20 protein-coding genes are annotated in these 22,734 nt (G+C 71.8%); 5 read left to right on the forward strand and 15 right to left on the reverse strand.

The features are described 5' to 3' along the window. Positions 1-5: 5 nt before the first annotated feature. The 15 genes from AB3X10_RS02090 to AB3X10_RS02160 all read right to left on the reverse strand — a co-directional run bounded on the left by AB3X10_RS02090 (position 6) and on the right by AB3X10_RS02160 (position 16,346). Positions 6-359 (reverse strand): hypothetical protein, encoded by a 354-nt coding sequence (locus tag AB3X10_RS02090; RefSeq protein WP_369978652.1) that lies wholly within the window; start codon positions 357-359, stop codon positions 6-8. Continuing rightward, positions 356-1,030 carry a hypothetical protein gene (locus tag AB3X10_RS02095; protein ID WP_369978654.1) on the reverse strand — a complete coding sequence of 225 codons (675 nt, stop codon included), beginning with the start codon at positions 1,028-1,030 and terminating at the stop codon, positions 356-358. The genes AB3X10_RS02090 and AB3X10_RS02095 overlap by 4 nt, the downstream gene beginning before the upstream one ends. Before the next feature lie 2 nt (positions 1,031-1,032). Continuing rightward, complete coding sequence (locus AB3X10_RS02100) at positions 1,033-2,742, reverse strand: putative porin (RefSeq protein ID WP_369978656.1); 1,710 nt, start codon at positions 2,740-2,742, stop codon at positions 1,033-1,035. A 28-nt stretch (positions 2,743-2,770) separates the two neighbouring features. After that, on the reverse strand, positions 2,771-3,442 hold the full coding sequence (locus AB3X10_RS02105) for a TonB family protein (protein WP_369978658.1): 672 nt from the start codon (positions 3,440-3,442) through the stop codon (positions 2,771-2,773). 9 nt (positions 3,443-3,451) lie between these two features. Next, positions 3,452-3,856 carry an ExbD/TolR family protein gene (locus tag AB3X10_RS02110; RefSeq protein ID WP_145706738.1) on the reverse strand — a complete coding sequence of 135 codons (405 nt, stop codon included), beginning with the start codon at positions 3,854-3,856 and terminating at the stop codon, positions 3,452-3,454. A gap of 4 nt (positions 3,857-3,860) precedes the next feature. Then, positions 3,861-5,609, reverse strand: coding sequence for a DUF2341 domain-containing protein (locus AB3X10_RS02115; RefSeq protein WP_369978661.1), 1,749 nt, complete (start codon positions 5,607-5,609; stop codon positions 3,861-3,863). Positions 5,610-5,665: 56 nt separating this feature from the next. Further along, positions 5,666-7,228 carry a ShlB/FhaC/HecB family hemolysin secretion/activation protein gene (locus tag AB3X10_RS02120; RefSeq protein WP_369978663.1) on the reverse strand — a complete coding sequence of 521 codons (1,563 nt, stop codon included), beginning with the start codon at positions 7,226-7,228 and terminating at the stop codon, positions 5,666-5,668. Positions 7,229-7,542: 314 nt separating this feature from the next. Beyond that, a complete protein-coding gene (locus tag AB3X10_RS02125; RefSeq protein WP_369978665.1) occupies positions 7,543-8,841 on the reverse strand; it encodes a DUF58 domain-containing protein in 1,299 nt (432 codons plus the stop codon). A 163-nt stretch (positions 8,842-9,004) separates the two neighbouring features. After that, positions 9,005-9,997: an AAA family ATPase gene (locus tag AB3X10_RS02130; protein ID WP_369978668.1), complete on the reverse strand. Its 993-nt coding sequence runs from the start codon at positions 9,995-9,997 to the stop codon at positions 9,005-9,007. After that, positions 9,994-11,175: a DUF4350 domain-containing protein gene (locus AB3X10_RS02135; RefSeq protein ID WP_369978670.1), complete on the reverse strand. Its 1,182-nt coding sequence runs from the start codon at positions 11,173-11,175 to the stop codon at positions 9,994-9,996. The genes AB3X10_RS02130 and AB3X10_RS02135 overlap by 4 nt, the downstream gene beginning before the upstream one ends. Beyond that, entirely contained in the window at positions 11,172-12,833 is a 1,662-nt protein-coding gene (locus AB3X10_RS02140) for a DUF4129 domain-containing protein (protein ID WP_369978672.1), read from the reverse strand. Before AB3X10_RS02140 ends, AB3X10_RS02135 begins: the two co-directional genes overlap by 4 nt. Beyond that, entirely contained in the window at positions 12,823-13,836 is a 1,014-nt protein-coding gene (locus tag AB3X10_RS02145; RefSeq protein WP_369978674.1) for a stage II sporulation protein M, read from the reverse strand. Before AB3X10_RS02145 ends, AB3X10_RS02140 begins: the two co-directional genes overlap by 11 nt. Beyond that, positions 13,833-14,519, reverse strand: a complete 687-nt coding sequence (locus AB3X10_RS02150; protein WP_369978675.1) for an RDD family protein — start codon at positions 14,517-14,519, stop codon at positions 13,833-13,835. Before AB3X10_RS02150 ends, AB3X10_RS02145 begins: the two co-directional genes overlap by 4 nt. A 226-nt stretch (positions 14,520-14,745) precedes the next feature. Then, positions 14,746-15,669, reverse strand: coding sequence for a DUF2167 domain-containing protein (locus AB3X10_RS02155; protein WP_369978677.1), 924 nt, complete (start codon positions 15,667-15,669; stop codon positions 14,746-14,748). 128 nt (positions 15,670-15,797) lie between these two features. Beyond that, positions 15,798-16,346, reverse strand: a complete 549-nt coding sequence (locus tag AB3X10_RS02160; protein WP_369978679.1) for a gamma carbonic anhydrase family protein — start codon at positions 16,344-16,346, stop codon at positions 15,798-15,800. Positions 16,347-16,728: 382 nt separating this feature from the next. Here AB3X10_RS02160 and AB3X10_RS02165 point away from each other — a divergent pair, with 382 nt between their 5' ends. The 5 genes from AB3X10_RS02165 (at position 16,729) to AB3X10_RS02185 (ending at position 22,707) form a co-directional block, all read left to right on the forward strand. Next, a complete protein-coding gene (locus AB3X10_RS02165) occupies positions 16,729-18,237 on the forward strand; it encodes a right-handed parallel beta-helix repeat-containing protein (protein WP_369978681.1) in 1,509 nt (502 codons plus the stop codon). Positions 18,238-18,275: 38 nt separating this feature from the next. Next, positions 18,276-19,571 carry a carbohydrate porin gene (locus AB3X10_RS02170; protein WP_369978683.1) on the forward strand — a complete coding sequence of 432 codons (1,296 nt, stop codon included), beginning with the start codon at positions 18,276-18,278 and terminating at the stop codon, positions 19,569-19,571. A gap of 62 nt (positions 19,572-19,633) precedes the next feature. Then, positions 19,634-20,518, forward strand: coding sequence for a type I 3-dehydroquinate dehydratase (aroD, locus tag AB3X10_RS02175; protein ID WP_369978685.1), 885 nt, complete (start codon positions 19,634-19,636; stop codon positions 20,516-20,518). Positions 20,519-20,546: 28 nt separating this feature from the next. Beyond that, positions 20,547-21,857 (forward strand): MFS transporter, encoded by a 1,311-nt coding sequence (locus AB3X10_RS02180; protein WP_369978687.1) that lies wholly within the window; start codon positions 20,547-20,549, stop codon positions 21,855-21,857. 331 nt (positions 21,858-22,188) lie between these two features. Then, on the forward strand, positions 22,189-22,707 hold the full coding sequence (locus AB3X10_RS02185; RefSeq protein ID WP_369978689.1) for a MarR family winged helix-turn-helix transcriptional regulator: 519 nt from the start codon (positions 22,189-22,191) through the stop codon (positions 22,705-22,707). The last annotated feature ends 27 nt before the right edge of the window (positions 22,708-22,734 follow it).

The following is a 22,734-nucleotide window of genomic DNA, read 5'->3' on the forward strand; positions in this document are numbered from 1 at the left end:
GCGCGTCAGCGCGCCGGAGCGAACGGAGTGGGGAGGTAGCGCGGCTGCGGCCGCTGCGGCAGCAGCGAGCGGCCGTAGGCATCGCCGTAGCGCTGGCGCAGCGCGGCCGGCGTGGGCTGCCCGCGCTGCAGCGGATCCAGCGTGGCCGCGGCGGCGGCCAGCGGCACGGCGCCGGGGCGGGCATTGGCCGCGGCGGCGCGCAGCGTCTGGTTGAGGCAGTCCAGGTGGCCGGCGACGTCTTCGCCGACCCGCACCTGCACGCACGGCGCGGTCGCCGGCGGCGTGGCCGGCGCGGCGCGCGCGTGCAGCGCCAGCGCGGCCAGCGCGAGCGATGCAAGCGCGGCGCCGCCGCGGTTCATTGCGCGGTGTCCTGCAGCGCCGTGGCCGTCGCTGTGGCAGCGATCGCGGTTGCGCCGGCGCAGGCCTGGGTCTGCGCGTGCTGCTCGGCCAGGCGGTCTTCCAGCGCGCGCACGCGGTTCTCGCGGGTCACCCTGGCCATGCCGAACATCTCGCGGCCGTGGCTGCGCACGAAGCGCACGAACGCCGGGTCGCGGTACAGCGCGGCCAGTTCTCGCGCGGTGGCGTACAGCGCCTCGCTGCCGCGCGCGCACTGCGCCATCCGCGCGCGCTGGCGCTGCAGTTCCGCATCCAGCGCCGCCTGCGTCTGCGCCTGCTGCGCGACGGCTTGCGCGGCCTTGGCCTGCGCCTGCTGCTGGTCGCGCTGCTGCGCCAGCGCCGCGTCGCGTTCGCGCTGCGCCTGCTGCAGCTGGCGTTGCAGCGCGGCCTCGCGGCCCGGATCGGCGCTGGCGGCACGCGGCGCCGGCGCCGGCGCGCTGCGCAGCGCATCGCGCTCGCGTTCGGCGGCCGCGGTGGCCAGCTGTTGCTGGACCAGGTCCGCTTCGGCCTTGCGCAAGCGCGCGCCGGTCTCGCGCAGCCGCGTCTCGGTGCTGTCCTGGGCGTGCAGCGGGGCGACGGCGAGCAGCGCCGCCGCCAGCATGCAGCAGGCCAGGGGGGAGGGAAGGCGCGGCATGCTCAGAACTCCGTGCCGAGGTCGAGCTGCAGCAGGTCCACTGCGAACGGCGGGCCGGATACCTCGTTGGCGCTGAGCCAGCGCAGGCCGAGCCAGGTGTTGCGCGCCAGCGCGTAGTTGCCGCCGACGATCAGCCCGCGTGCATTGGTGCCGCCGAGGTGGAAGTCCGAATCGGTGAAGCCGTCCGGCACCGCGTCCGATTCCAGGTACTTGTAGCCGATGCTGACGTTCCAGTCGCCGGGCTTGACCGGCTTGGGCTGGCCGACGGTGAAGTTGAGGTAGTAGCCCATGTCGCCGCCATCGAACACGCCCTGGTCGCCGAGGTTGTTGACCGGGCCGAGCGAGCGCACGCGCGCGGCGTTGTAGCGGGTGTTCTTGACCACGTCGGCCTCGACCAGCACCGCGACCGGGGCGAACTGGTCCAGCTGCAGCTGCGCGTGCAGGTCGGCCACGCCGAACTTGCTGGCGTAGCCGTAGTACTGCAGTTGCGGGCCGTTGGGATTGGCGCTGTCGGCGACGATGTCGCGCAGCGCGAACAAGGTGTTGCCGAACTGCTGGAACTGCGGCCGCGACCCGTCGCTGTCGCAGCTGTCGGCCGAGGTCGGCGCCAGGCACGGCGCCGAACGCTTGCCCTCGAACTGGTCGTACTGGAAGTAGCCCAGGCCCACGCGCAGCGCCATCGCGTCGGCGAAGCGCCACTGCAGGCCCAGCTGCGCGCCGTACATCCACTTGTCGCGGCTGCGGGTCTTGCTGGTGCTGGTGGAGCCGAAATCGAACTCGGTGTTGTAGACCGGGAACAGGCCGGCGCTGATCCATGGCGCGACATCGGCGTCGGCGTCGGCCGGCTCGTAGCGCGCGGCCACGCCGTCGAAGTTGAGGTCGTTGTCGAACACCAGTTCGCTGCTCCAGAACGGATTGGCGAAGCGGCCGAACGACAGGGTCAGCGCGTCGATCGGGGTCAACTGCAGCGCGGCGCGGTCCAGCCACAGCGAATACTTGGACAGGTTGCCGCTGCCGCCCAGGGTCTGGTTGGTGGACACCGGGCTGCGGTCGCTGCCGGTGGCCAGGCGCAGGTCGGCCTGCACCCAGTCGGCGATCTGCGCGCTCACCCCGAGCCGCGCGCGCACGCGCATGCGGCTGCGGTTCTGCGTGGTGTTGAGGAACGGGGCGTTGTTGCTGCCCACCGTGTCGAAACCGGAACCGGCATTGATCGCGCCGAAGTTGGGGAAGAACGCGTAGTTGTCGTCGGCGTTGAACACGCCTTCGCCGCGCACGCGCAGATCGCCGTACACGCGCACGCGCTGGGTCCATTCGGGCAGCGCGCCGGGCGCGGCCCAGCCTTCGGACTTGGCCTGCGCGGTGACCTCGGCGCGCAGCTCGTCCTTGATCTGCTGGCGCACCGGCTCGGGCACGTACGGCACCACCACCGCGCCGGGCTGGGTCTTGTAGGGCGCGGCGCCGGCCAGTGCCGCTGCGGGCGCGGGCGCCGCGGTGGCCGAGGCCTCGCGGATCAGGTCGTCGGCCTGGGCGCGGGTCATCACGCCCTTGGCGACCAGCAGGTCGATCAGGCGCAGCGTGACCTGCGGGTTGATCTGCGCCGGATCGATCGCGGACGCCGCGGACTGGGCCATGGCCGCGGCCGGCGCCAGCAGCAACGCCAGCAGCGCCAGGCGCAGCCGGGACGGACGGGGGAGGGGAGACGGAATGGTCATGCGGGAGTCCTTGGTGCGGAACGCGGCGTCAGCCCGGCGCCAGGGCGCCGATGCGCAACTGGATGGGTTGGGGAAGGGAAGCGGGCGGCGGTTGCGGCAGCGGCTGGTCCTGCAGCGCGCGCACGATCGCCGCGTCCAGTTCCGGCTTGCCGGCCGAGCTGAGGATCTGCAGGCGGCCGATGCTGCCGTCCGGGTTCAGCCACAGCGCCACGGTGGCGCTGTAGCGGCCCTTGCGGGTGCGCTCGTCGCGTTGCAGCAGTTGCTGGACCGCGCGCTGCACGCTGGCCGCATAGCCGCCGAACGGGCTGCCGCCGCCGCCCTTGCCGCCGATGCGGGTGCCGCCGCCATCGCCGGCCTGCAGGCCGAAGGCGTTGTCGCCGGGGCCGGCCGGCGCGGTCAGCGGATCGCCCGGCGGGGTCGGCGCGGCGTCCGGCTTGGGTTGCGGCGTCGGTTCGGCGGCCTGCAAGGGTTGCGGCCGTTCCTGCGGCTTGGGCGGCTGCGGATCGGGCTTGGGTGGTGGCGGAGGCGGCGGGGGCGGCAGCATCACCTGGGTGATGCGCGGCGGCTGCGCGCGCGTTGGCGCCGCCTGCTGCGGGCGCAGCAGCAGCGTGGCCAGCCAGCCGAGCAGCAGCAGCGCCAGCAGCGCGGCGCCGAGCTTCAGCCAGCGCCGCGGCGGTTCGGTGTAGTGCAGCGGATCCATCGCGTCCACTCAGCCGGCCGCCTGGCGCTGCGTGGCCAAGCCGATCGAGGCGATGCCGAGCCGGCTGCACAGGTCCAGCACCGCCATCACCTTCTCGTACTGCACGGTGCGATCGCCGCGCAGCATCACCGGCAGGTCGGCGTCGCTGGCCAGCGCGTTGCGCAGCTGCTGTTCCAGTTCGCTCATGCTCACCGGCACCGCGTCCAGGCTGACCTGGCCGTTGTTGTCGATCGCGATGACCTTGGTCTTGGGCTCGGACAGCGGCTTGGCCGCGCTGGCCTTGGGCAGTTCGACCTTGATGCCCTGCACCGCCGCCGTGGTCATGATGATGAAGATCACCAGCAGCACGTAGGCCAGGTCCAGCATCGGCGTGATGTTGATGTCGTCGTAGGGCTTCTTGCCTTGGACCTTCATCGGCTCAGCCTCCGCCCGCGCGCGCCGGCGCGTCGCCGGCATAGTCTTCGGCGATGCGCTTTTCCAGTTCGTCGACGAACACCTGCATGTCCGCCGAGACCGCTTCGGCCTGGCTGAGCAGGTAGTTGTAGCCGAACAGCGCCGGGATCGCGACGGCCAGGCCGGCCACCGTGGCCAGCAGCGCGGCGGCGATGCCGGGGGCGATCGCGTTGATGTTGACGTCGCCGGCCGCGGCCACCGCGGCGAAGGTGATCATGACCCCGACCACGGTGCCGAGCAGGCCCAGGAACGGGCCGCCGGAAATGGCGATGGTCAGCAGCACCATGCCCTTGTGGATGCGCTGGCCCTCGCGCACCGCGGCCGCGTCCAGCGCCGAGCGGATCGCGGCGATCGACTGCGTGCGCACCACGTTGCTGCCGCTCGCCTGCAGCCGCTCGCGCAATTCCTGCTGGCCGACCTGCAGCAGCCGCGCCAGGTTGGAGCGGATGCCGGCGGACGCGCCGAGCTGCTGCCAGTGCGGCGCGTGCAGCGGATGCGCCGCCACCTGCTGCCGGTACGCGTGCAGGAAGCGCGCGTTGGCGCCGGCGGTAGCATTGAGGTACAGGCCCTTGCGCACCATCACCCACCAGCTGATCAGCGCCATCACCGCCAGGATCCCGATCACCGCCCACGCATCCGGGGTCAGCGCGGCGATCAGGATGCCGAAGTAGTTGTGGCCGCCGTCGCTGGAATGCTGCTCCACCGGATCGAAACGCAGCAGCCGCGCGTCCACGCCCTGGCTGCGCGCCGCCGCTTCGATCGCGCCGATCGCACGCGCGCTTTTGGACACCTCGACCTCGTCGAGCAGGCCGATGAAGTTCGGCCGCGCCGCGCCGGGCTCGCCGCCGAGCAGCAGGCCGCCAGTGCTGGCCGGCAAGGCCACGGCGGTCTCGCCGACGGGCTGGCCGTTGACGAACAGGGTCGCGCTCTTGCCGTCGCTGCGCAGCGCCACATGCGCCCAGGCGTCGGCCGGCAGCGCGGCAGTGGCGGCGATCTGCGCGGCGGCGCCGAACTCGGCCAGCACGCGGCCCTGGTCCAGGCGCAGGGTCAGCGCGCCGGGCAGCGCCAGCAGCACGCCGGAGGCATTGGCGCTGGCCGGCTTGGCCCACAGCGACACGGTCGCCGGCTGCGCCGCCGGCCAGGTCAGCGAGGCGGAGGCCGGCACCGTCACCGGCGCGCGCCCGTCCAGGCGCAGGCCGGCGCCGATCAGCGCGGTGTCGGCCAGGGTCGGCGCCGCGCTGGCGTTGTTGGCGTAGGCGGTGCTGTCGGTGCCGGCGGCCTGCGCGCTGGCGAAGTGGTAGACCGCGACGGTGTCGGCGTCGTAGCTGCCCTTGGCGTCGCTGCCGCCGCTGGCCTCGGGATTGCCGAAGTACACGTACAGCGGCGTGCTGGCGTTGGCCGGCAGCTCGGGCAGGTCGACCCAGGCCAGCGCCACCTGGTCGACCAGGCCGTCGTATTTCTCGAAGTGGTACTTCAGCGGCGTGCGGTCGTCGCCGGCGACGAAGCGCACGTCGCTGCCGTCGGCCTTGGCGTCGGCGAAATTGAAGTTGCCCGCATGCAGGCGCACCAGCACCTGGGTGCGTCCGCCCGGCTGGCTCAGCGCCGCGCCGGTGGAGGTGGTGTCCACGCTGAGCTTGGCCCGGTAGTTCCACTTGCCGTCCCACCACGTCGCCGCCATCGCCGGCAATGCCAGCAGCAACGATCCCAGGAGCACGAAAATACGCAGTCTGATCACGATCTACCCCGATTGATGTTTGAACGACGCCGGCGTCAGAACTCGCTCCACAGCCGGAACAGCACGTTGATGTCTTTCTGCTTGCGCCCGCCGGGACTGGACAGCGGCGCGGCCACTTCCAGCGCACCGTTGAGATGCTCGAACGCCTTGAACGTCGCCCCCAGCCCGGTGCCGACCAGGGTCTCGCTGACCGACTGCTCGGGCAGCGGGTCGTGGATGCGCGCATAGCCGGCATCCACGAACGCGTGCACGCGCGCGTCCTGCACCGTGCGCCCGGCCGCGGAGGCCAACGAGGGACTGCGCAGCTCGAACTGGCCGGCCGCGCCGTAGTCGCCCAGCGCCTGGCTTTCGTCGTAGCCGCGCACGCTGTCCATGCCGCCGATGCTGAATTGCTCGTTGCTGATCAGCGGCTCGGATGCCAGCTGGGTCTGCAGCCGCGCGTACCACTGGTAGTCGCCGCCGAAGCTGCGCGTGCGCGAGACATCGGTGCGCAGGTGGAAGAAGTTCGAGCGCGCCTTGTAGCGCTTGATGTCGAAGCGCGCGCTGTCGTCGCCGACGCCGCGCACGTTCATCGTCGCGGTCAGTTCCAGCGTGTCGGTGCCGCGCGGCCGGCTCCAGGTGGCGCTGTAGGCGGCGCTGAGCGGCAGGTAGCGGATCGGCGCGGAACTGCGGTCGCCGCCGAACAAGGTGTCTTCCTTGAAGTCCTTGTAGTCGGCGCCGACGCTCAGGGTGTGGAAGAAGCCCGCCTCGGCCCGCAGCGTGCGGATCAGGCGCAGGCCGGAGAGGCTGCCGTTGCCGATCACGTTGAAGCCGCCGATCGCGGCGACCTCGCTGTCGCTGCGCACCGTGTAGCCGAGCAGCGACCACGGCGCTGCGCCGAAGCGCGCCAGGTAGGAGGCGGAAAACACCCGCGCATCGGCCGGCTGCTGCGGCGCGGTCTGCGCCGAGAAGGTGAAACTGTGGCCGCGTTGCCACAGGTTGTCGTAGCGCAGCGACCCGCTCAGGCGCAGTTCCGAGGTGTTGGCGCTGTTGCGGTTGTTGAGTTCCAGGCTGCCGTGCAGCGGCAGCGTGTCCTCCACGTTCAAGTCCACGTCCACCGTGTTCGGCTGCGCGCCGGGCTTGACGTCGGGGGTGACGCGGCGATCCGGCCACTGGTTCAGCGCGACGATGTCGCGCTGCACGGCGTTGAAGTCGGGCACCTTGCCTTCCTGCAGGGAGGGCGCGCCGTCGGCGACGGCATCGGGCGAGAAATAGGCGGCGCCGTTCACCCGCAAGCGGCCGATGCGCTGCTCGCTCACCTGCAGCGTGACCAGCCCGTTGCCCGCATCCTGTTCGGGAATGCTCACCGCCACCGTGGCCAGGCCCTTGCCGGCGTACAGCGTCTGCAACGCGGCGCGCGCCGCTTCCACATCGGCCTCGCTGCGTTGCGGGCCGAGGAACGGATACACCGCGCGCTCGATCTCGGTTGCGCTCAATTCGCTGTTGCCGACGACCTGGTAGGCCATCACGTCGAAACGCGCCGCCGGCGCGTCTGCGGCGAAGGCGCACGGCACGCCGCACACGGCCATGCCGAGCGCTGCGAAGATTCGCAACTCCATCTGAAAATATCCCCTGACTTCGGCGTGCGGCGCGATGCCGCCTATGAAGACCGCTGCGGTGCGGCGAGGACCATAGGAGCGATAAATGACTGCCCGCGAACGCTTTTATGACGGCGCAGGTAAAGTTTCTGCCACAAATGCGATTTGAATGGCGCAAGCAGAAACATGAATGCGAAATGCATCGTCATCTGCGTCGCGCAGCGCCAGGCCTGGCGTGATCGGACGCCTCCTGGCCCGCACGTGATTCGAGCGGCGGCGCAACTGAGACGCCGCGACGACTTGTCTACATAATCGTCCGCGCGGCGGACGCGCGGCTACAGCAATCCGTCGCGTTTCACCGCGAGATAGCGCTCCACCAGCGCGCCCGGCAGTTCCTCGCCGGTGACGTCGAGCACCATCACGCCGTGGCTGCGCAGCGCGTCGTGGGCGTCGCGGCGTTGCTGCAGGTAGCGCGCCACCGCACCGGCCTGCACCGCCTGCTGCAGGTCGTGCACGTCCTGGGTCAGCGCCTGGTCCAGGTCGCGCTCGCGCAGGCTGGCCACGCACACCAGGTGCCGGCGCTGCAGCAGCCGCACCGCGGCGAGCAGGTCCTCGATGTCCTCGTCGCGCACGTTGCTGACCAGCATCACCAGCGAACGCCGGCGCTGGCGCAGCGACAGTTCGGTGGCCGCGGCCAGGTAGTCGGTGGCCACCGCCTGCGGCTGCAGGTCGTAGCTGGCGCGCAGCAGCGCATCGACGGTGCCCATGCCGCGCTGCGGCGCGACCCAGCGCGCGTCGCCGCCGCTGGCCATCAGCCCCACCGCATCGCCCTGGCGCAGCGCCAGGTACGACACCACCAGCGCGGCGTTGAGCACGTGGTCGAAGTGCGACAGGCCGCTCTCGCTGGCCATCATCCGCCGCCCGGTGTCGATCAGCATCAGCAGCTGCTGGTTCTTCTCGTCCTGGTATTCGCGCGAGATCAGCTTGCGCGCGCGCGAGGTGGCCTTCCAGTCGATCTGGCGCAGGCTGTCGCCGACGCGGTATTCGCGCATCTGGTGGAAGTCGGTGCCTTCGCCGCGGCGCCGCTTCAGGTGCGCGCCGACCAGGCGCGAGGCCTGTTCGGCGCTGAACAGGGCGAAGCGGGTGAGCGGGGCGAAGTTCGGATACACGCGCACCGTCTGCGCCGTGCCGGCCACGCGCCGCTGCCGCCACAGGCGCCAGGCCGAATGCAGGCGCAGGTGCGTGCCGGGGAACGCGAAGCGGCCGCGCGCGGTCGGGCGCAGCCGGTAGCGCAGGTGGGTTTCGCTGGCCGCGTGCAGGGTCACCCGCCGCGGCAGGCCCTGCATCCACCAGCCGCTGGGGACCAGGTCGAACACGTCCAGCGTCTGCCGCCGCGCGCTGTCGATGCGCAGCCCGGCCTCGCGCTCCAGGCCCAGCGGCAAGGCCTCGGGCAGCTCGCGGCGCAGCTGCGGGGTGGGGCTGCGCCACAGCCGCCAGGCATCGATCGCGGCGACCACGCCGATCGCCGCGCCCAGCGCCTGCCACGCCCACAGTGGCAGGACCTCCAGCGCCGCGGCCAGGCCGCACAGCGCCCACAGGCCGAGCAGGGCGAGCAGTGGCGGGGCGGGTCTCATTGTGGGCTCGCCGGGACTCGGGACTCGGGACTCGGGACCCGGAACAGCACGGCGCTGCGCGGAATGTAAGTGAAGCACCTGCCGCATGTCGCGTGCCATGCCTGCATACGATCAGCCGCGACCCAGTACCGAGTCCCGAGTCCCGAGTCCCCAGTCCCGAGCCTCATTTCCGCGGCGCCTCCACCTTCGCCAGCAGCGCGCCCAGCGCGTCGTCGGCGCTCTGGCCTTCGATCTGCAGTTCCGGGGCCAGGGCGATGCGGTGGCGCAGCGCCGGCTTGGCGATGTCGCGGATGTCGTCGGGGGTGACGAAGTCGCGGCCGGACAGCACCGCCTGCGCGCGCGCGGCGCGGATCAGCGCGATGCTGCCGCGCGGGCCGGCGCCGAGCGCGATGCCCGGCCAGCTGCGGGTGGCGGCGACGATGCGCACCGCGTAGTCGATCACCTGCGGGTCCACCGCGATCGCCGCGGTGCCCAGCTGCATCGCCACCACGTCGGCGGCGCTGAGCACGCGCGGCACCTGCGACAGGTCGAAGTCGCCGGCGCTGCGCCCGGTGGTGACCGCTTCCACCATCCGCTTCTCGTCCTCCAGCTGCGGGTAGTCGATCAGGATCTTCAGCAGGAAGCGGTCCAGCTGCGCTTCCGGCAGCGGATAGGTGCCTTCCTGCTCGACCGGGTTCTGCGTGGCCAGGGCCAGGAACGGCGGCGCCAGCGGGAACGGTTTGCCCTCGATGGTGACCTGGCCTTCCTGCATCACTTCCAGCAGCGCCGACTGGGTCTTGGCCGGGGCGCGGTTGATCTCGTCGGCGAGCAGCAGGTGGGTGAACACCGGGCCGCGGCGGATCTTGAAGCTCTCGGTCTTGGGGTCGTACACGGCGTGGCCGCTGACGTCGCTGGGCATCAGGTCCGGAGTGAACTGCACGCGTGCGTAGTTCAGTTCCAGCGCCTGCGCCAGCGCGCGCACCAGCAGGGTCTTGCCCAGCCCGGGCACGCCTTCGATCAGCACGTGGCCGCCGGCCAGCAGCGCGATCAGGATCTGCTCGAGCACCTCCGGCTGGCCGATGAAGGCCTGGCCGACCGCATCGCGGATCGCCTCGACGCGTTCGATCAGGGCGGGGCCGGCGAGCGGCGCGACGGAATCGGCGGATGCGGTGGTCATAACTGGTTTCTCATCTGGACGAGGAGGCGAATGCGATCGCGGAAGGCGGCGTGTTGCTTGGGCGCTGGCGGCTGCAGCGCCTGTTCGATATGCGCCGCCGGCAGGTTCAGGCGTTCGGCGATGGCGGCGGCCTGGGCCGGGCCCTGCAGCGCGGCGGCGAGCGGCGCGCGCCGCCGCAGCCGGGTCAGGAACGCCTGCCGCATCGCCGCGTACAGCAGCGCGGACTTGCCGTAGCGGAACAGGTGCTCGCCGCTGGCGCGCACATGCTCCAGCAGCGAGCGGCGGTCGCCGGCCGGCGAGGCCTGCAGCGGGCCGAAGCGCTGCATGCGCGACCACAGCCAGGCCAGCAGCATCAGCAGCGCCGGCAGCCAGGCCGGCCAGCCGCGGGTGAACAGCGTGCGCCACAGCGACGGCAGTTCCGCGGCGTAGATCAGGTAGACGGTGCCGTGGCCGTAGTTGGGCGCCAGGATCTGCCGCGCCAGCAGGCGGTGCGGCACGTCGCGCATGCCGCCGCTGGGCGGCGCGGGCGCGGCGTCCAGCGCGTTGTCGCGCACGCGGCTGCCGCTGCCGCCGTTCTGCAGGAAATCCATCTCCGCCAGCACATCGACGTTGCCGTCGCCGTGCGGCAGGCGCGCGTAGGCGTAGTCCTCGTTGCCGCCCCACCAGTTGCTCGCCGCGTCCTCGTCGATCTGGAAGCGCCGGCCGTTGCAGAACTCGCTGTGCTCCGGCTGTCCCGGAATGGCCAGCTTCAGGCAGTCGTCCGGCGTGCCGTCCTCGAGGCCGACATCGAGCGCATCGAAGATCGGCAGCGTGGTCTTGTCGTCGCCGTCGGCCGCCGGCGTGCGCAGGATCAGGTGCCCGCCGCGCGCGACCCAGGCCAGCAGCGCCTCGCTGTCGGGTTTGCTCAGCGTGCGCGGGTCGCCGAGCAGCAGCACGCTGTCGTGCGGCTGCAGGCGCATCGCCGCCAGGTCCAGGCGCTGCCGCGACTCGGCGCGCACGCCGTCGGCGCGCAGGGTCTGGCGCAGCGCGTACAGCGGGTTGTAGGCGGCCTCGCCGCGCGGCGGCAGCGGCAGCTCGCGTTCGGCGCGTTCGTAGCGGCCCAGGAACCAGGCCGCGAGCACGCTCGTCACCAGCAGCCCGACCAGGAAGATCAACGCATTGCGTGTGCCGCTGTTCATGCGCGCCACCGGTACTGCCGCTGCAGTTCGTCGAGCAGGCCGGCGAAGGCGTCGTCGTCGGGCAGGCGCCCGGCGTAGGCGGCGTATTGCCAGGTGCGCACCATGCGCGCGAACAGGCTGCGGTCCGCTTCCTCCGGCAGGCGCCTGGAGGCGCGCAGGCACTGCGCTTCGGTGGCGCCGGGCGGCAGCACCAGGTTGGCCCGTTCGCACACGGTCTGCACGCTGGCGCGGTACAGCAGCGCCAGCGCGTTGCGGTGCTGGCCCTCGGCCCACAGGCGGCGCGCGATGGTCGCCACGTCGTCCGGCAGCGGCTCGGCCGGCAGCACCGGCGCATGCGCCACCGGCGCCTCGGCCGGGGCGCGGCGGCGCACGCTGCCGCGCATCCACGGCAGCCAGTGCTTCATGGTCAGCAGCAGCACCAGCAGCAGGATGCCGGCCAGCAGCCACAGACCCCATTCGCCGACGAAGGCGACCACCCGGGCCACGCTGGCGAACAGCGCCTGGCCGAAGCGCGGATCGGTCTTGTCGGCGTCGGGCTGTTTCTCGTCCTCGTTGCGGTCGCGCTTCTTCCAGTAGCCGATGCTGCGCTTGCCCGACAGCAGCGGGTCTTCGTAGGCGCGGTCGGCGGCGCGGTCGAAGCGCGCGTCGGCGGCGGGCACGGTGTCGAAGACGTCGTCGAGCGCGACCGGCGCGTTCGCGTCGTCATCGCTTGCGTCCTGCGCTTGCTCGGGGTCCTGGCTGGCGTCGCTGTCGCCGGCGGTCTGCTGCGCCGGGTCGGGGCGCGCCTGCGGCGCGGCCGCGACGGCGTCGTCGGCGGTGCCCGGCGCCGCGGTCTGCGCGCGCAGCGCGGCGCCCGGCGCCGCGAGCAGGGCCACGGCCAGCAACAGCAGCGGCGCGGCCCCGGCGAGCCGCTCGCGCAGCCGGCGCAGCGCCATCTCCACGTCCCAGGCTTCGATCTCGGTACGCCGGTTGAGATACAGGCCGAAGCCGGCGCCGACGAAGAACGGTTCGATCAGGGTCATCGCCAGCCAGCCGAACGCGTTCAGGCCGATGTCGGCCCACAGCGGGTTCTCCTCGCCGATCAGCGCCCAGGCCGCGCGCACCGTTTCCGGCAGCAGGTCCACCGGCACGAACATCAGGATCGCGGCGATGCAGGCCAGGCACAGCATCGCCTCGAAATGCCAGCACACGGTGGCCAGCAGCAGCGCGTGCCCGTACACCGCCCCGCCCAGGCTGCGGCGGCGCTGCCGCTGCTGCTCCGCCGTGGCGCCTTCGAGCAGCTCCAGCGGCATGAACACGCTGCGCGCCGGACTCAGCCGGCGCCAGGTCAGGTAGCCGAACAGCGTGCGCCAGCCCCAGCCCCATTGCGCGCGCAGCGTGTCGCGCACGCGCGGCACGTCGCCGAACACGCCGCGCGAGATCACGAACAGCGGGATCCGGTCCAGCACCGGCTTCAGCCACCACAGCGCCAGGCTGGCCAGCCACAGCTGGTCGACCGCCCAGGCGCCGAGATTGAGCAGCGCGAACAGCGGCAGGGTGAACAGCAGCCACGGCTTCCAGATCGCGCCGGCATGGCGGCGCACCAGCGCGCTGCCCAGCTCCATCGCCTCCCACGCCGAGCGCGCGCGCAGCACAACGTCCAGCCGCTCAATCCGCATCGCCGGCCTCCGCCACGCCGCGTCCGCCGCGCCACAGCCACACCAGCACCAGCGTCCACAGCAGGCCGGACACGCCGTACTTCACCCAGGCCGGCAGCGTGCCGATCGAGGACCAGAACGCCTCGATGAAGGCGGCCACCAGCAGCATGAAGGCCACGCCCAGGCACAGCTTGGCGCCGATGGTGCCGCCTTCGACCAGCGCATCGATGCGCCGGCGCCGGCCCGGCGCCAGCAGCTTCAGGCCCAGCTGCAGGCCGGCGCCGCCGGCGATCACGATCGCGGTCAGCTCGAACGGCGCATGCCCGGCGACGAAGCGCCAGAACGTGACCCCGTAGCCGATCTGGTGCAGGTGCCCGGCCACCGCGCCGATGGTGACGCCGTTGAACAGCAGCACCAGCACCGTGCCCAGCCCGGCCAGCAGGCCGCTGGCGAAGGTACGCAGGCCGATGCTGATGTTGTGCATGATGTAGGTGCCGAACATCTGCCAGTCGGTGCCGCTGTCGCGGCCGAGCTTGTGCGCGGTCGCGGCCGGGTCGTACATCCGCTCCATCTGCGCGACCTCCATCGGGTCCAGCAGCCCGTGGATCAGTTCCGGCCGGTACTGCAGCAGCACGAAGATCGTCACCAGCGGCACCACGAACAAGGCGGTGGCCGCGGCCATGCAACCGGCCTGGCTGCGCACCAGCTGCGGGAAATCGGCGAACAGGAACTCGGCCGCGCGCCGCCAGCGCGGCCGCGGCGGCCGGTACAGCGCGGTGTGGCCCTGCTGCATCAGCTGCTGCAGGCGCGCGGTGACCAGCGGGCTGTAGCCGCGCCTGCGGGCCAGCGCCAGCTGCTGGCACAGCCGCCGGTAGCGTGCCGGCACATCCTCGTCGGCCAGCCGCGCCGGGTCCGCGGCGGCGTCCGCCGCGTGCGCGGCGGCCTTGCGTCCATGCGTCTGCAGCCAGGTTTCGAAGGCCTGCCACTCGTGCTGGTGGCGGGCGATGAACTGCTCCTGCCTCATCGCCGCCCCAGCAACCAGTTGGCCATCGCGTACAGCCGCAGCACGCCGGCCTGGCCGGGCGTCTGCGTCAACGGCAGCGCCAGCGTCGCCAGTTCCAGCTGCCGCGCCGGGGCCAGCCGCGGCGCGCGCTCGGCGAAGGCGATCAACGCGGCCTGTTCGGCCGGCAGCAGGCTGTGCGGCGGCGCCACCGCGCTGGCGATCGGCGGCAGCGCCGTCTCGTGGCGCGGCGGCTGGTGGATCACCAGGGTGCCGGCGACCATGTCGCCCAGGCGCCGCGCATGCGCGTCGAACAGGCAGGCGATCAGGCCGATGGCGTAGCCGAACGGCAGCATGTCCACGGTGCGCAGCAGGTTGCGGGTGATCGCCGCCATCCACCCGGCCGGCGCGCCGTCGCGCGAGACCACGCGCAGGCCCAGCGCCTTCTTGCCCAGGGTCTGCCCGAACCAGCCTTCGAGCACGATCGGGTAGGCCCAGAACACCAGGAACATCGCCACCAGGTACAGACCCTGGCCGAAGCCGCCGAGCATGCCGAGCAGCATGCCCATCAGGGTCAGCACGCCGAACCGCACCGCCAGGTCGATCAGCCAGGCCAGCGCGCGCGGCACCGCGCCGGCGGCCGGCAGATGCAGCGGCACGCCTTCGGGCGTGATCACTTCACGGTAGGTGTCGAGCATGCCGCTCATCGCCGGGTTGCGGCGCGGCGCGCATGCGCGCCTGCGATGTAGGGAGGCCGTCCTTCCGTCCGGCCGGCTGCCTGTGGCGGCATGCGTGATCTCGACTGCGTCCTGCTCCGAACCGCGACTTTAGCCGGCGCGGCGCCAATTGCCCAGCCGGGCGCCGCCGCCGCGCCCGCGGCGGATGATCCTTGCGATGACCACCGCGGTGCGGCGGGCACGCCGCGCGGACGGCTCAGCGCACCGTGCCGCCGTCGCGCCTGCGGCCGGAGAACAGCTTGCCGATGCCGCCGACCAGCGCCATCAGCCCCAGCGCCACCAGCTTCCAGGCCTTGGCCAGCACCAGGCCGAGTTTGGCGAACAGGCCGGCCTTGGCCGCCAGGCCGCCGCCGATCAGCGTGGCCAGGCCATAGCTGGCGATCTTGTCGGTGGATGGGTTGTGGTCGGCGTAGCGCGCGCCGCTGTCGAATTCGGCCATCGGCAGCAACTGCTGCATGCCGGCGCGCACCTGCGGCAGTTCGTCCATGCCGGCGATCGCGTTGAGGCTCAGGTAGCCGTGGCGGCCGAGCACGCGGATGTCGTAGTTGAGGGTGTGGCCCGCGTTGCCCTGGAACGCCAGCTCGCGCGCCCAGTACAGTTTCTTGCTCGCGGCGTCGTAGCGCGGCGGCACCGCCCAGCCGATCAGGTCCACGCTCTCGTAGCCGGCTTCCTTGCGTTGCGTGTTTTCCTCGCGGGTCTGCTTCTGCATGTCCGCGAGCATGTCCTTGTAGTCGATCTTGCTGGCGTCCTCGTCGGACACGTAGCCGTCGTCGGCATAGGTGACCACCACTGCCCAGCTGCCTTTCTCGTCGAGCGCGGGCTGGCGCGGCACGATCAGGCCGAGCACGGTGTCGTCGGGCGGATTGCCCCAGTATGTCTCCAGCACCTGCCGCGCGTCGGCCTGGCCGAGATAGCGGAAGTCGTGGTTCAAGTCGAAATGCACCTTGGCCTGCGGCACCGCGATGTGCCCGTCCTGGAAGTGCAGCGAGGCGACGAACTGTTCGGCGGTCATGCCGTCCTCGCCGTTTTCGCCGCCTGCGGCCATGGCCGGTCCGGTACTGGCGCCCAGCGCAAGCAGGAAAGCGGCCAGCAGGCCGCGCAGCGGAAGTGTCTTGGTCATCGCGAATCCATTCGGTGGCGTCCCCACGCCAGAGGCGCGCAGTGTCGCGCAAAGCGCCATGCCGCGCCAGTCGTGCGGCCGCCCACCGTGTCGCGCGCGGCCGGCGCCGGCGCGTGCGCCGTTGCGGTCTACTGCGCCGGCGCCGCCATGCCCAGGTAACGATCCTTCAGCCGCACGTAGTGCTGCGCGGAGTAGTGCAGGCTTTCCACTTCCTTGTCGCTGAGCGTGCGTGCCAGCCGCGCCGGATTGCCCAGCCACAGCTCGCGCTCGCCGACCGTCTTGCCCGGCCCGACCACCGCGCCGGCGCCGACGAAGCCGTATTGCTTGACCGTGGCGCCGTCGAGGATGCACGCGCCCATGCCGATCAGGCACAGGTCCTCGATGGTGCAGGCGTGGATGATGCAACCGTGGCCCACGGTCACGTCGGCGCCGATCAGGGTCGGGTAGCCGGCCTTGTTGAACGGGCTGTGGTGGCTGACGTGGATGATGGTGCCGTCCTGGATGTTGCTGCGCGCGCCGATGCGCACGTGGTTGACGTCGCCGCGGATCACCGTGCCCGGCCACACCGACACGTCCTCGTCCAGCACCACGTCGCCGATGACGGTGCAGGCCGGATCCACGTAGACGCGTGCGCCCAGCTGCGGCGTCTTGTCCAGGAACGGGCGGATCGGGTTCACGGCATTCTCCGACGAAGTGGGCGGGACCTGCGCCAGGCCATGGCGCGGCCGCCGATGATAGCGCCTGCCCGCCAGGCGCTCGCGCAGGCAGGATGCAGCGGCTGTCTCGCTTTTCCGGGTCCCAGGTCCCGAGTCCCCGGTCCCGGCGAACCGCCAGCGGCGCAGCCTTCGATCACCGGATGTCCGATAAACGCACATTACATCGATATTCGCACTTGAATGGTGCGGTGCGATAAAACTAGCTTTGCCTCTCGTTCCAGCGTTCCATCCCTGACGTGGCGAGGGCGGCACTTGCGTGCCGAGGTCAGGTGCAGGGGATGACCGCCGGGAGTGCGCGCCGCGTGGCGGCGCCGATCAAGGTCCTTGTGCGGAGATGTGTCCCATGCGTCGTATGTTTTCCGGGTGTGCGCTGCTGGCCGCGGCGGTCTTGCCGCCGTGCGTGTCCGCCTACCAGGCCGAGCCGGTGCCGGCGGCGTTGAGCGTGCTCACCGTGGACCGCTATGCCGACGATGGCGCGCCGGGCTCGCTGCGCTGGGCGATCGCCACCGCCAACCAGGCGCCGGGCCGCCATCGCATCGAGATCGCCGCGGTGGGGCGGCCGCCGTACGTGATCCGGCCGGCGTCGCCGCTGCCGGAGATCAAGGGCCCGGTGCAGATCGTGGGCAGCGCGCGCGACGTGGACGGGCAGTACATCGTCATCGACGGTTCGGCCTACGTACGCGGCAAGGGCACCGACGCCTGCCCCGGCGCGGAGAAAGGCCAGTTCGGCGCCAACGTGCGCACCACCACGCTGCCCGGGCTGGTGCTGCGCGACACCCAGGGCGTGGAGCTGAGCGGCCTGGAGATCCGCAACTTCTGCATCGGCGTGCTGATCAACCGCGCCAGCGGCAACGAACTCCACGACAACCGCATCGTCGCCAACAAGGGCGGCGCCGGGGTGATGCTGACCGGCGACGACGGCAGCGGCCAGTCCACCGCCACCACCACCGTGCACAACCGCATCGTGCGCAACGAGTTCATCGACAACGGCGACGGCCTGGAGCTGACCCGCGGCGCGGCCTGGAACCTGGTGGCCGACAACCTGTTCCGCTCCACCGACGCCAATCCCGAGCCGTCGCAAGGCATCGAGATCCTGTGGGGCAACGACAACAGCGTGCTGCGCAACCGCTTCGAGAACTACTCCGACGGGTTGCAGATCAACTGGGGCAACCGCAACACCATCGCCGCCAATACCTTCACCGGCAACTCGATCGGGGTCAGCATCAGCGGCCGCGGCAACGTGGTCGACGGCAACACCCTCAGCGGCAACGGCATCGGCATCGCGGTGCGCCCGCAGCCGCGCAGCGAGGCCAACCGCTTCACCGCCAACCTGCTGTCCGGCAACGGCCTGAAGATCGAGCGTTGCCAGGCCGGCGGCGCCTGCGTGCCGGGGCAGCCGCGCGGCGCGATCGTGTTCGGCGTGCCGGGGCTGGAACACGCCAGCTTCGTCGGCTCGCGCGGGCTCGGCGTGGACACCGATCCGTCCAAGCGCGCCAGGATCTGCGCCGCCGGCGAGACCACGGACTGCCAGCCGGCGCCCAACCACGGCCAGGCGCCGCCGCGGTTGCTGGCGCTGCGCGGCGGCGACGGCCAGCGCGAGCTGCAGGGCGAGTTCGCCGGCACCCCGCGCAGCCGCTACACGGTGGAGGTGTTCGGCAACCGCGCCGCCGGCAGCGACGAGGCCGAGCGCTACCTCGGCCGGCTCGACGCGGTGGTGGATGGCGACGGCCACGCACGCTTCCGCTATCGCCTGCCGCCGGACAGCGCCGAGCTGGCCAACCTCACCGCCACCGTCACCAGCGCCGACGGCGCGACCTCGCCGCTGAGCGCGCCGCTGGCGCTGCCGCGTTGATCGCCATGACCCTTCTTCCGCCCAGCAAGAGTTCCCGCATGTCCGCATCGCCGCGTCCATCCCGCCTGCTGCTCGTCGCCGTGCTGCTGGCGCTGCCCGCCGCGGCGGCCGCTCAGTCCGCGGCCAACGCCTACGCCGGCAATACCCTCACCGGCGACTGGGGCGGCACGCGCAGCGCCTGGGCCGCGAACGGGGTCAGCGTCCGCGGCGACTACGTCGGCGAAGCGCTGGGGGTGACCGACGGCGGCTACGGCCGCACCGGCGCGCGCTATGCGCAGCAGGTGCGGCTGGGGCTGGACCTGGACATGGGCAAGCTCGCCGGCTGGGAGGGCGGCACCTTCCGCTTCACCCTCAACGACCGCCGCGGCCGCAGCACCTCGGTGGACCTGATCGGCAACCGCTTCCCGGTGCAGGAAGCCTATGGCGGCCAGTACACGCGCCTGTCCGAGTTCAGCTACGACCAGAAGTTCGCCGGCGGCACCTACTTCAAGCTCGGCTACTACGCGATGGGCAACCAGTTCGGCCTGCTCGGCGCCGGCACCAGCTTCGTCAATGCCGCGTTCTGCGCGCATCCGCTGGCGATGTCCGGCAACAGCGGCTGGTACAACTACCCGGTGGCGCGCTGGGGCGGCGAAGTCGCGCAGCAGCTGAGTCCGGCGCTGAACCTGCGCGTGGGCTGGTTCCAGGTCAACCCCAACCTGGCCGGCGACAACGTGCACAACGCGTTCCGCCCGTTCGTCGGCGGCACCACCGGCGGGCTGTTCCCGGTCGAGCTGACCTGGACCCCGGGCAAGGGCACGCGCCACGCCGGCGTGTACAAGGTCGGCGGCTATTACGACTCTTCGCGCGTGCCGCGCAAGGGCCTGGACAGCCGCGACACCACCGGCCGCCACGGCGCCTACCTGCTGGCCGAGCAGAAGCTGTACAGCGAGGCGGCCGATCCGGCGCGCGGCTTCAGCGTGTTCGGCGAGTACATGCAGTCCGACCGCGCCACCGCGCAGATCCGCCGCTGGTACGCGCTGGGCGGGATCTACCAGGGCATCGGCGCGCGCAGCCAGGACCGCATCGCGCTGGGCTACGTCGGCGGCGACATCAACCGCACGCTGGTGGATGCGCGCCGCGCCTCGCTGGTCGAGGCCGGGGTGCCGGCGGATTCGCCGCTGTACGCGCTGAGCGGGGCGGAGGAACTGTACGAGCTGTCCTACAGCTTCCAGGCCACGCCCTGGCTGATGCTGCGCCCGGATGTGCAGTACGTGGTCAATCCCGGCACCTTCTCCTATCGCCAGACCGACAACGCCTGGGTGGTCGGCCTGCAGGCCAAGGTCACGTTCTGATGCAGCCCGCCGCGTCCCGGCGCGTTGCGCTGCGTCCTCCATCGCTTCCACGAGGTGTCCCGATGACCCTGTTCCTGTCGCGCGTCTGCGCCGCCGCCCTGGCCGGGCTGCTGATCCTTGCCGCAGCGCCGGCGTCGGCGCAGTCCGCTGCGGCGGCACCGGCATTGCCGCCGACCAAGGTGCTCGACGTGCGCGGGGTGCGCATCGGCGAAGGCGCGCCCAAGACCATCGTGCCGATCACCGCCACCACCGCCGACGAGGCGCTGGCCCAGGCCGCGCGCATCGCCGCCAATGCCGATACCGACATCGCCGAATGGCGCATCGACTACCTGGACATCGCGCTCGACCGCAAGGCGCTGGCGCGGCTGGGGCCGCAAGTGGCCAAGGCCCTGCACGGCAAGCCGCTGCTGCTGACCTTCCGCACCAAGGCCGAGGGCGGCGCCAGGCCGATCGCCGACGCCGACTACGGCAAGCTCTATGCGACGCTGCTGAAGGCGCGCTTCGCCGACCTGCTGGACGTGGAGATGTTCCGCGATGCGGCGCTGGTGCAGGCGCTGGTCGCGCAGGCGCACGCCGCCGGCGTGGCCGTGGTCATGTCCAGCCACGACTTCGAGCGCACCCCCGACACCGCCGAGATCGTCGCGCGCCTGCAGCGCCAGCAGGCGCTGGGCGCGGACGTGCTGAAGATCGCGGTGATGCCGCACGACGCCGGCGACGTGCTCAAGCTGCTCGACGCCACCTGGCAGCTGCGCCGCAGCAGCGACCGCCCGCTGCTGACCATGGCGATGGGCGGCACCGGCGTGGTCTCGCGCCTGTCCGGCGAGACCTTCGGCCAGGCGCTGACCTTCGGCATGCTCGGCAAGGCCTCGGCGCCGGGGCAGGTCGAGGTCGGCCGGCTGCGCGAAGTGCTTGACACGATCCACCAGGCCGCCAGCGCCGCGCGCTGAGCCGGTCCCGCCACCCAGGAGTTCCGCCATGAGCCACGCCGCCGCCGCGCCATCCTCCGTCGTGCTCGAGCGCATGAGCGGCTTCCAGTGGATCGCGATCGCGATCTGCGTGCTGCTCAACATGCTCGACGGCTTCGACGTGATGGTGATGGCGTTCACCGCGCCGCATATCTCCGGCGACTGGCAGCTGTCGGGCAAGGTGCTGGGGCTGATGCTCAGCGCCGGCCTGGTCGGGATGGCGATCGGTTCGCTGTTCCTGGCGCCGTTGGCCGACCGCATCGGGCGGCGCGCGGTGATCCTGTGGTGCCTGGGCATCCTGACCGTGGGCATGGCGCTGTCGGCGCTGGCGCAGGACGCGTGGCAGCTCGGGCTGCTGCGCGTGTTCACCGGCGTCGGCATCGGCGGCATGCTGGCCAGCGTCGGCGTGATCACCGCCGAGTACGCCGACGCCAAGTGGCGCAGCACCGCGGTGGCGCTGCAGGCCACCGGCTATCCGGTCGGCGCCACCCTGGGCGGGTTGATCGCCGCGTTCGTGCTCGCGCGCTGGAGCTGGCACGCGGTGTTCCTGCTGGGCGCGGCGGCGTCGCTGCTGTGCGTGCCGCTGGTGCTGCGCTGGCTGCCGGAATCGCTGGACTTCCTGGTCACGCGGCGCCCGCCCGGCGCGCTGGCGCGGCTCAACGCGCTGCTGGCGCGGATGCGGATGGCGCCGCTGGCCGAACTGCCGCCGCTGCCGGTGCGCGCCATCGGCGACAAGCAGGGCTACGCGGCACTGTTCGTCGGCAGCCTGCGCAGGCCGGCGCTGCTGATCGCGCTGGCGTTCTTCCTGCACATGTTCGCGTTCTACTTCGTGCTCAGCTGGACCCCCAAGCTGCTGGTCGCCGCCGGCGTCTCGGCGCAAGAGGGCATCACGGGCGGGGTGCTGCTGAACCTGGGCGGCATCGTCGGCGGCAGCCTGTTCGGCTGGCTGGCCTCGCGCCTGCCGCTGCCGCGCCTGACCATCGTCAGCCTGCTGCTGGCCGGGCTGGGCATGGCGCTGTTCGCCGGCTTCAACACCCGGCTCGGCATCGCCTTCCCGGTGGCGTTCGTGATCGGCGCGGCGCTGTTCGCGGCGATGGCCGGCCTGTACGCGACCGCGCCGGCGGTGTTCGCGCCGCAGGTGCGCAGCACCGGGCTGGGCTGGGCGATCGGCATCGGCCGGCTCGGCGCGATCCTGTCGCCGCTGACGGTGGGCCTGCTGGTCGACCGCGGCTGGACGCCGTCGACGCTGTACGTGGTCTGCGCGGTGCCGCTGCTGCTGGCCGCCGCGGTCTGCCTGCTGTTGCAGCGTAGCGCGCGCTGAGCCGGGCGCCGGCCTGGCGGCGACGTCAGGAGACGTTGCCGAATGCTGCAGTGCAGCTTGCCATCATGATTATGATCAATAACTATTATTCAAAGTAACTGAAGCGTGCGGCGCCCGGTCCGGGTCGCCGACGCGGGACGGATCGGATCGTGGCGGTTGCGCGCCAGTCCGAAGCCGCGGTGTCCATGGCGTGTGGTCGGATCCGGGAGGATGCGGATGCAGCAGCGAGGCAGTGCGTCGTTCTTGCCGGCCATGCCGGCGCCCGCGGTGCCTGCGGCGGCGCCATGCGGCCGCGCGCCGCTGGCGGCCGGGACCGGCGAACGCCTGCGCTATGCTGTGCGCACCGCTTCCCGGACATGGCGCACCGCCCTTGAGCAACACGGAACTCCCCGACAGCAGCGCGCCGGCCGACTCGATCGACCAGGCCCGGCTGACCCGGCTGCTCGGCTTCCGGCTGACCCGGACCGAGCTGCAGATCCGGCGGATGTTCCTGGATTGCGTGCGCGCCTACGAACTCAAGCCGGTCGACTTCTCGGTGCTGGTGCTGGTGGATGCGAACAGCGGCGCCAACCAGCGCCAGCTCGCCGAGGTGCTCGACGTCTCCCCGCCCAACCTGGCGATCGTGATCGCGCGGCTGATCAAGCGCCGGCTGCTGCGCCAGGTGCGCGGACGCCAGGACCGGCGCATGCAGCATCTGCATCTGACCGCGGCCGGCAAGGCGCTGCTGGACGAGGCCGAGGCCGCGGTGCAGCAGATGGAGGCGCAACTGCTGCAGGCGCTGGGCGCGTCCGCCGGGCGCTCGCTGCTGCGTGCGCTCGACCTGCTCGCCAGGATCGAACCGACGACCTGATTGCCGCGGCGCCCGCGCGCCGCCCCG

It is taken from the genome of Xanthomonas sp. DAR 80977, assembly GCF_041240605.1.
GTDB classification, from domain to species: domain Bacteria; phylum Pseudomonadota; class Gammaproteobacteria; order Xanthomonadales; family Xanthomonadaceae; genus Xanthomonas_A; species Xanthomonas_A bundabergensis.

Coding starts and splice junctions, on each gene's coding strand:
- AB3X10_RS02170 (WP_369978683.1), top strand. CDS start 18,276: ATGTCCGCATCGCCGCGTCCATCCCGCCTGCTGCTCGTCGCCGTGCTG.
- AB3X10_RS02140 (WP_369978672.1), bottom strand. CDS start 12,833: ATGCGGATTGAGCGGCTGGACGTTGTGCTGCGCGCGCGCTCGGCGTGG.
- AB3X10_RS02095 (WP_369978654.1), bottom strand. CDS start 1,030: ATGCCGCGCCTTCCCTCCCCCCTGGCCTGCTGCATGCTGGCGGCGGCG.
- AB3X10_RS02180 (WP_369978687.1), top strand. CDS start 20,547: ATGAGCCACGCCGCCGCCGCGCCATCCTCCGTCGTGCTCGAGCGCATG.
- AB3X10_RS02105 (WP_369978658.1), bottom strand. CDS start 3,442: ATGGATCCGCTGCACTACACCGAACCGCCGCGGCGCTGGCTGAAGCTC.
- AB3X10_RS02120 (WP_369978663.1), bottom strand. CDS start 7,228: ATGGAGTTGCGAATCTTCGCAGCGCTCGGCATGGCCGTGTGCGGCGTG.
- AB3X10_RS02100 (WP_369978656.1), bottom strand. CDS start 2,742: ATGACCATTCCGTCTCCCCTCCCCCGTCCGTCCCGGCTGCGCCTGGCG.
- AB3X10_RS02125 (WP_369978665.1), bottom strand. CDS start 8,841: ATGAGACCCGCCCCGCCACTGCTCGCCCTGCTCGGCCTGTGGGCGCTG.
- AB3X10_RS02145 (WP_369978674.1), bottom strand. CDS start 13,836: ATGAGGCAGGAGCAGTTCATCGCCCGCCACCAGCACGAGTGGCAGGCC.
- AB3X10_RS02165 (WP_369978681.1), top strand. CDS start 16,729: ATGCGTCGTATGTTTTCCGGGTGTGCGCTGCTGGCCGCGGCGGTCTTG.
- AB3X10_RS02090 (WP_369978652.1), bottom strand. CDS start 359: ATGAACCGCGGCGGCGCCGCGCTTGCATCGCTCGCGCTGGCCGCGCTG.
- AB3X10_RS02155 (WP_369978677.1), bottom strand. CDS start 15,669: ATGACCAAGACACTTCCGCTGCGCGGCCTGCTGGCCGCTTTCCTGCTT.
- AB3X10_RS02185 (WP_369978689.1), top strand. CDS start 22,189: ATGCTGTGCGCACCGCTTCCCGGACATGGCGCACCGCCCTTGAGCAAC.
- AB3X10_RS02130 (WP_369978668.1), bottom strand. CDS start 9,997: ATGACCACCGCATCCGCCGATTCCGTCGCGCCGCTCGCCGGCCCCGCC.
- aroD (WP_369978685.1), top strand. CDS start 19,634: ATGACCCTGTTCCTGTCGCGCGTCTGCGCCGCCGCCCTGGCCGGGCTG.
- AB3X10_RS02150 (WP_369978675.1), bottom strand. CDS start 14,519: ATGAGCGGCATGCTCGACACCTACCGTGAAGTGATCACGCCCGAAGGC.
- AB3X10_RS02135 (WP_369978670.1), bottom strand. CDS start 11,175: ATGAACAGCGGCACACGCAATGCGTTGATCTTCCTGGTCGGGCTGCTG.
- AB3X10_RS02110 (WP_145706738.1), bottom strand. CDS start 3,856: ATGAAGGTCCAAGGCAAGAAGCCCTACGACGACATCAACATCACGCCG.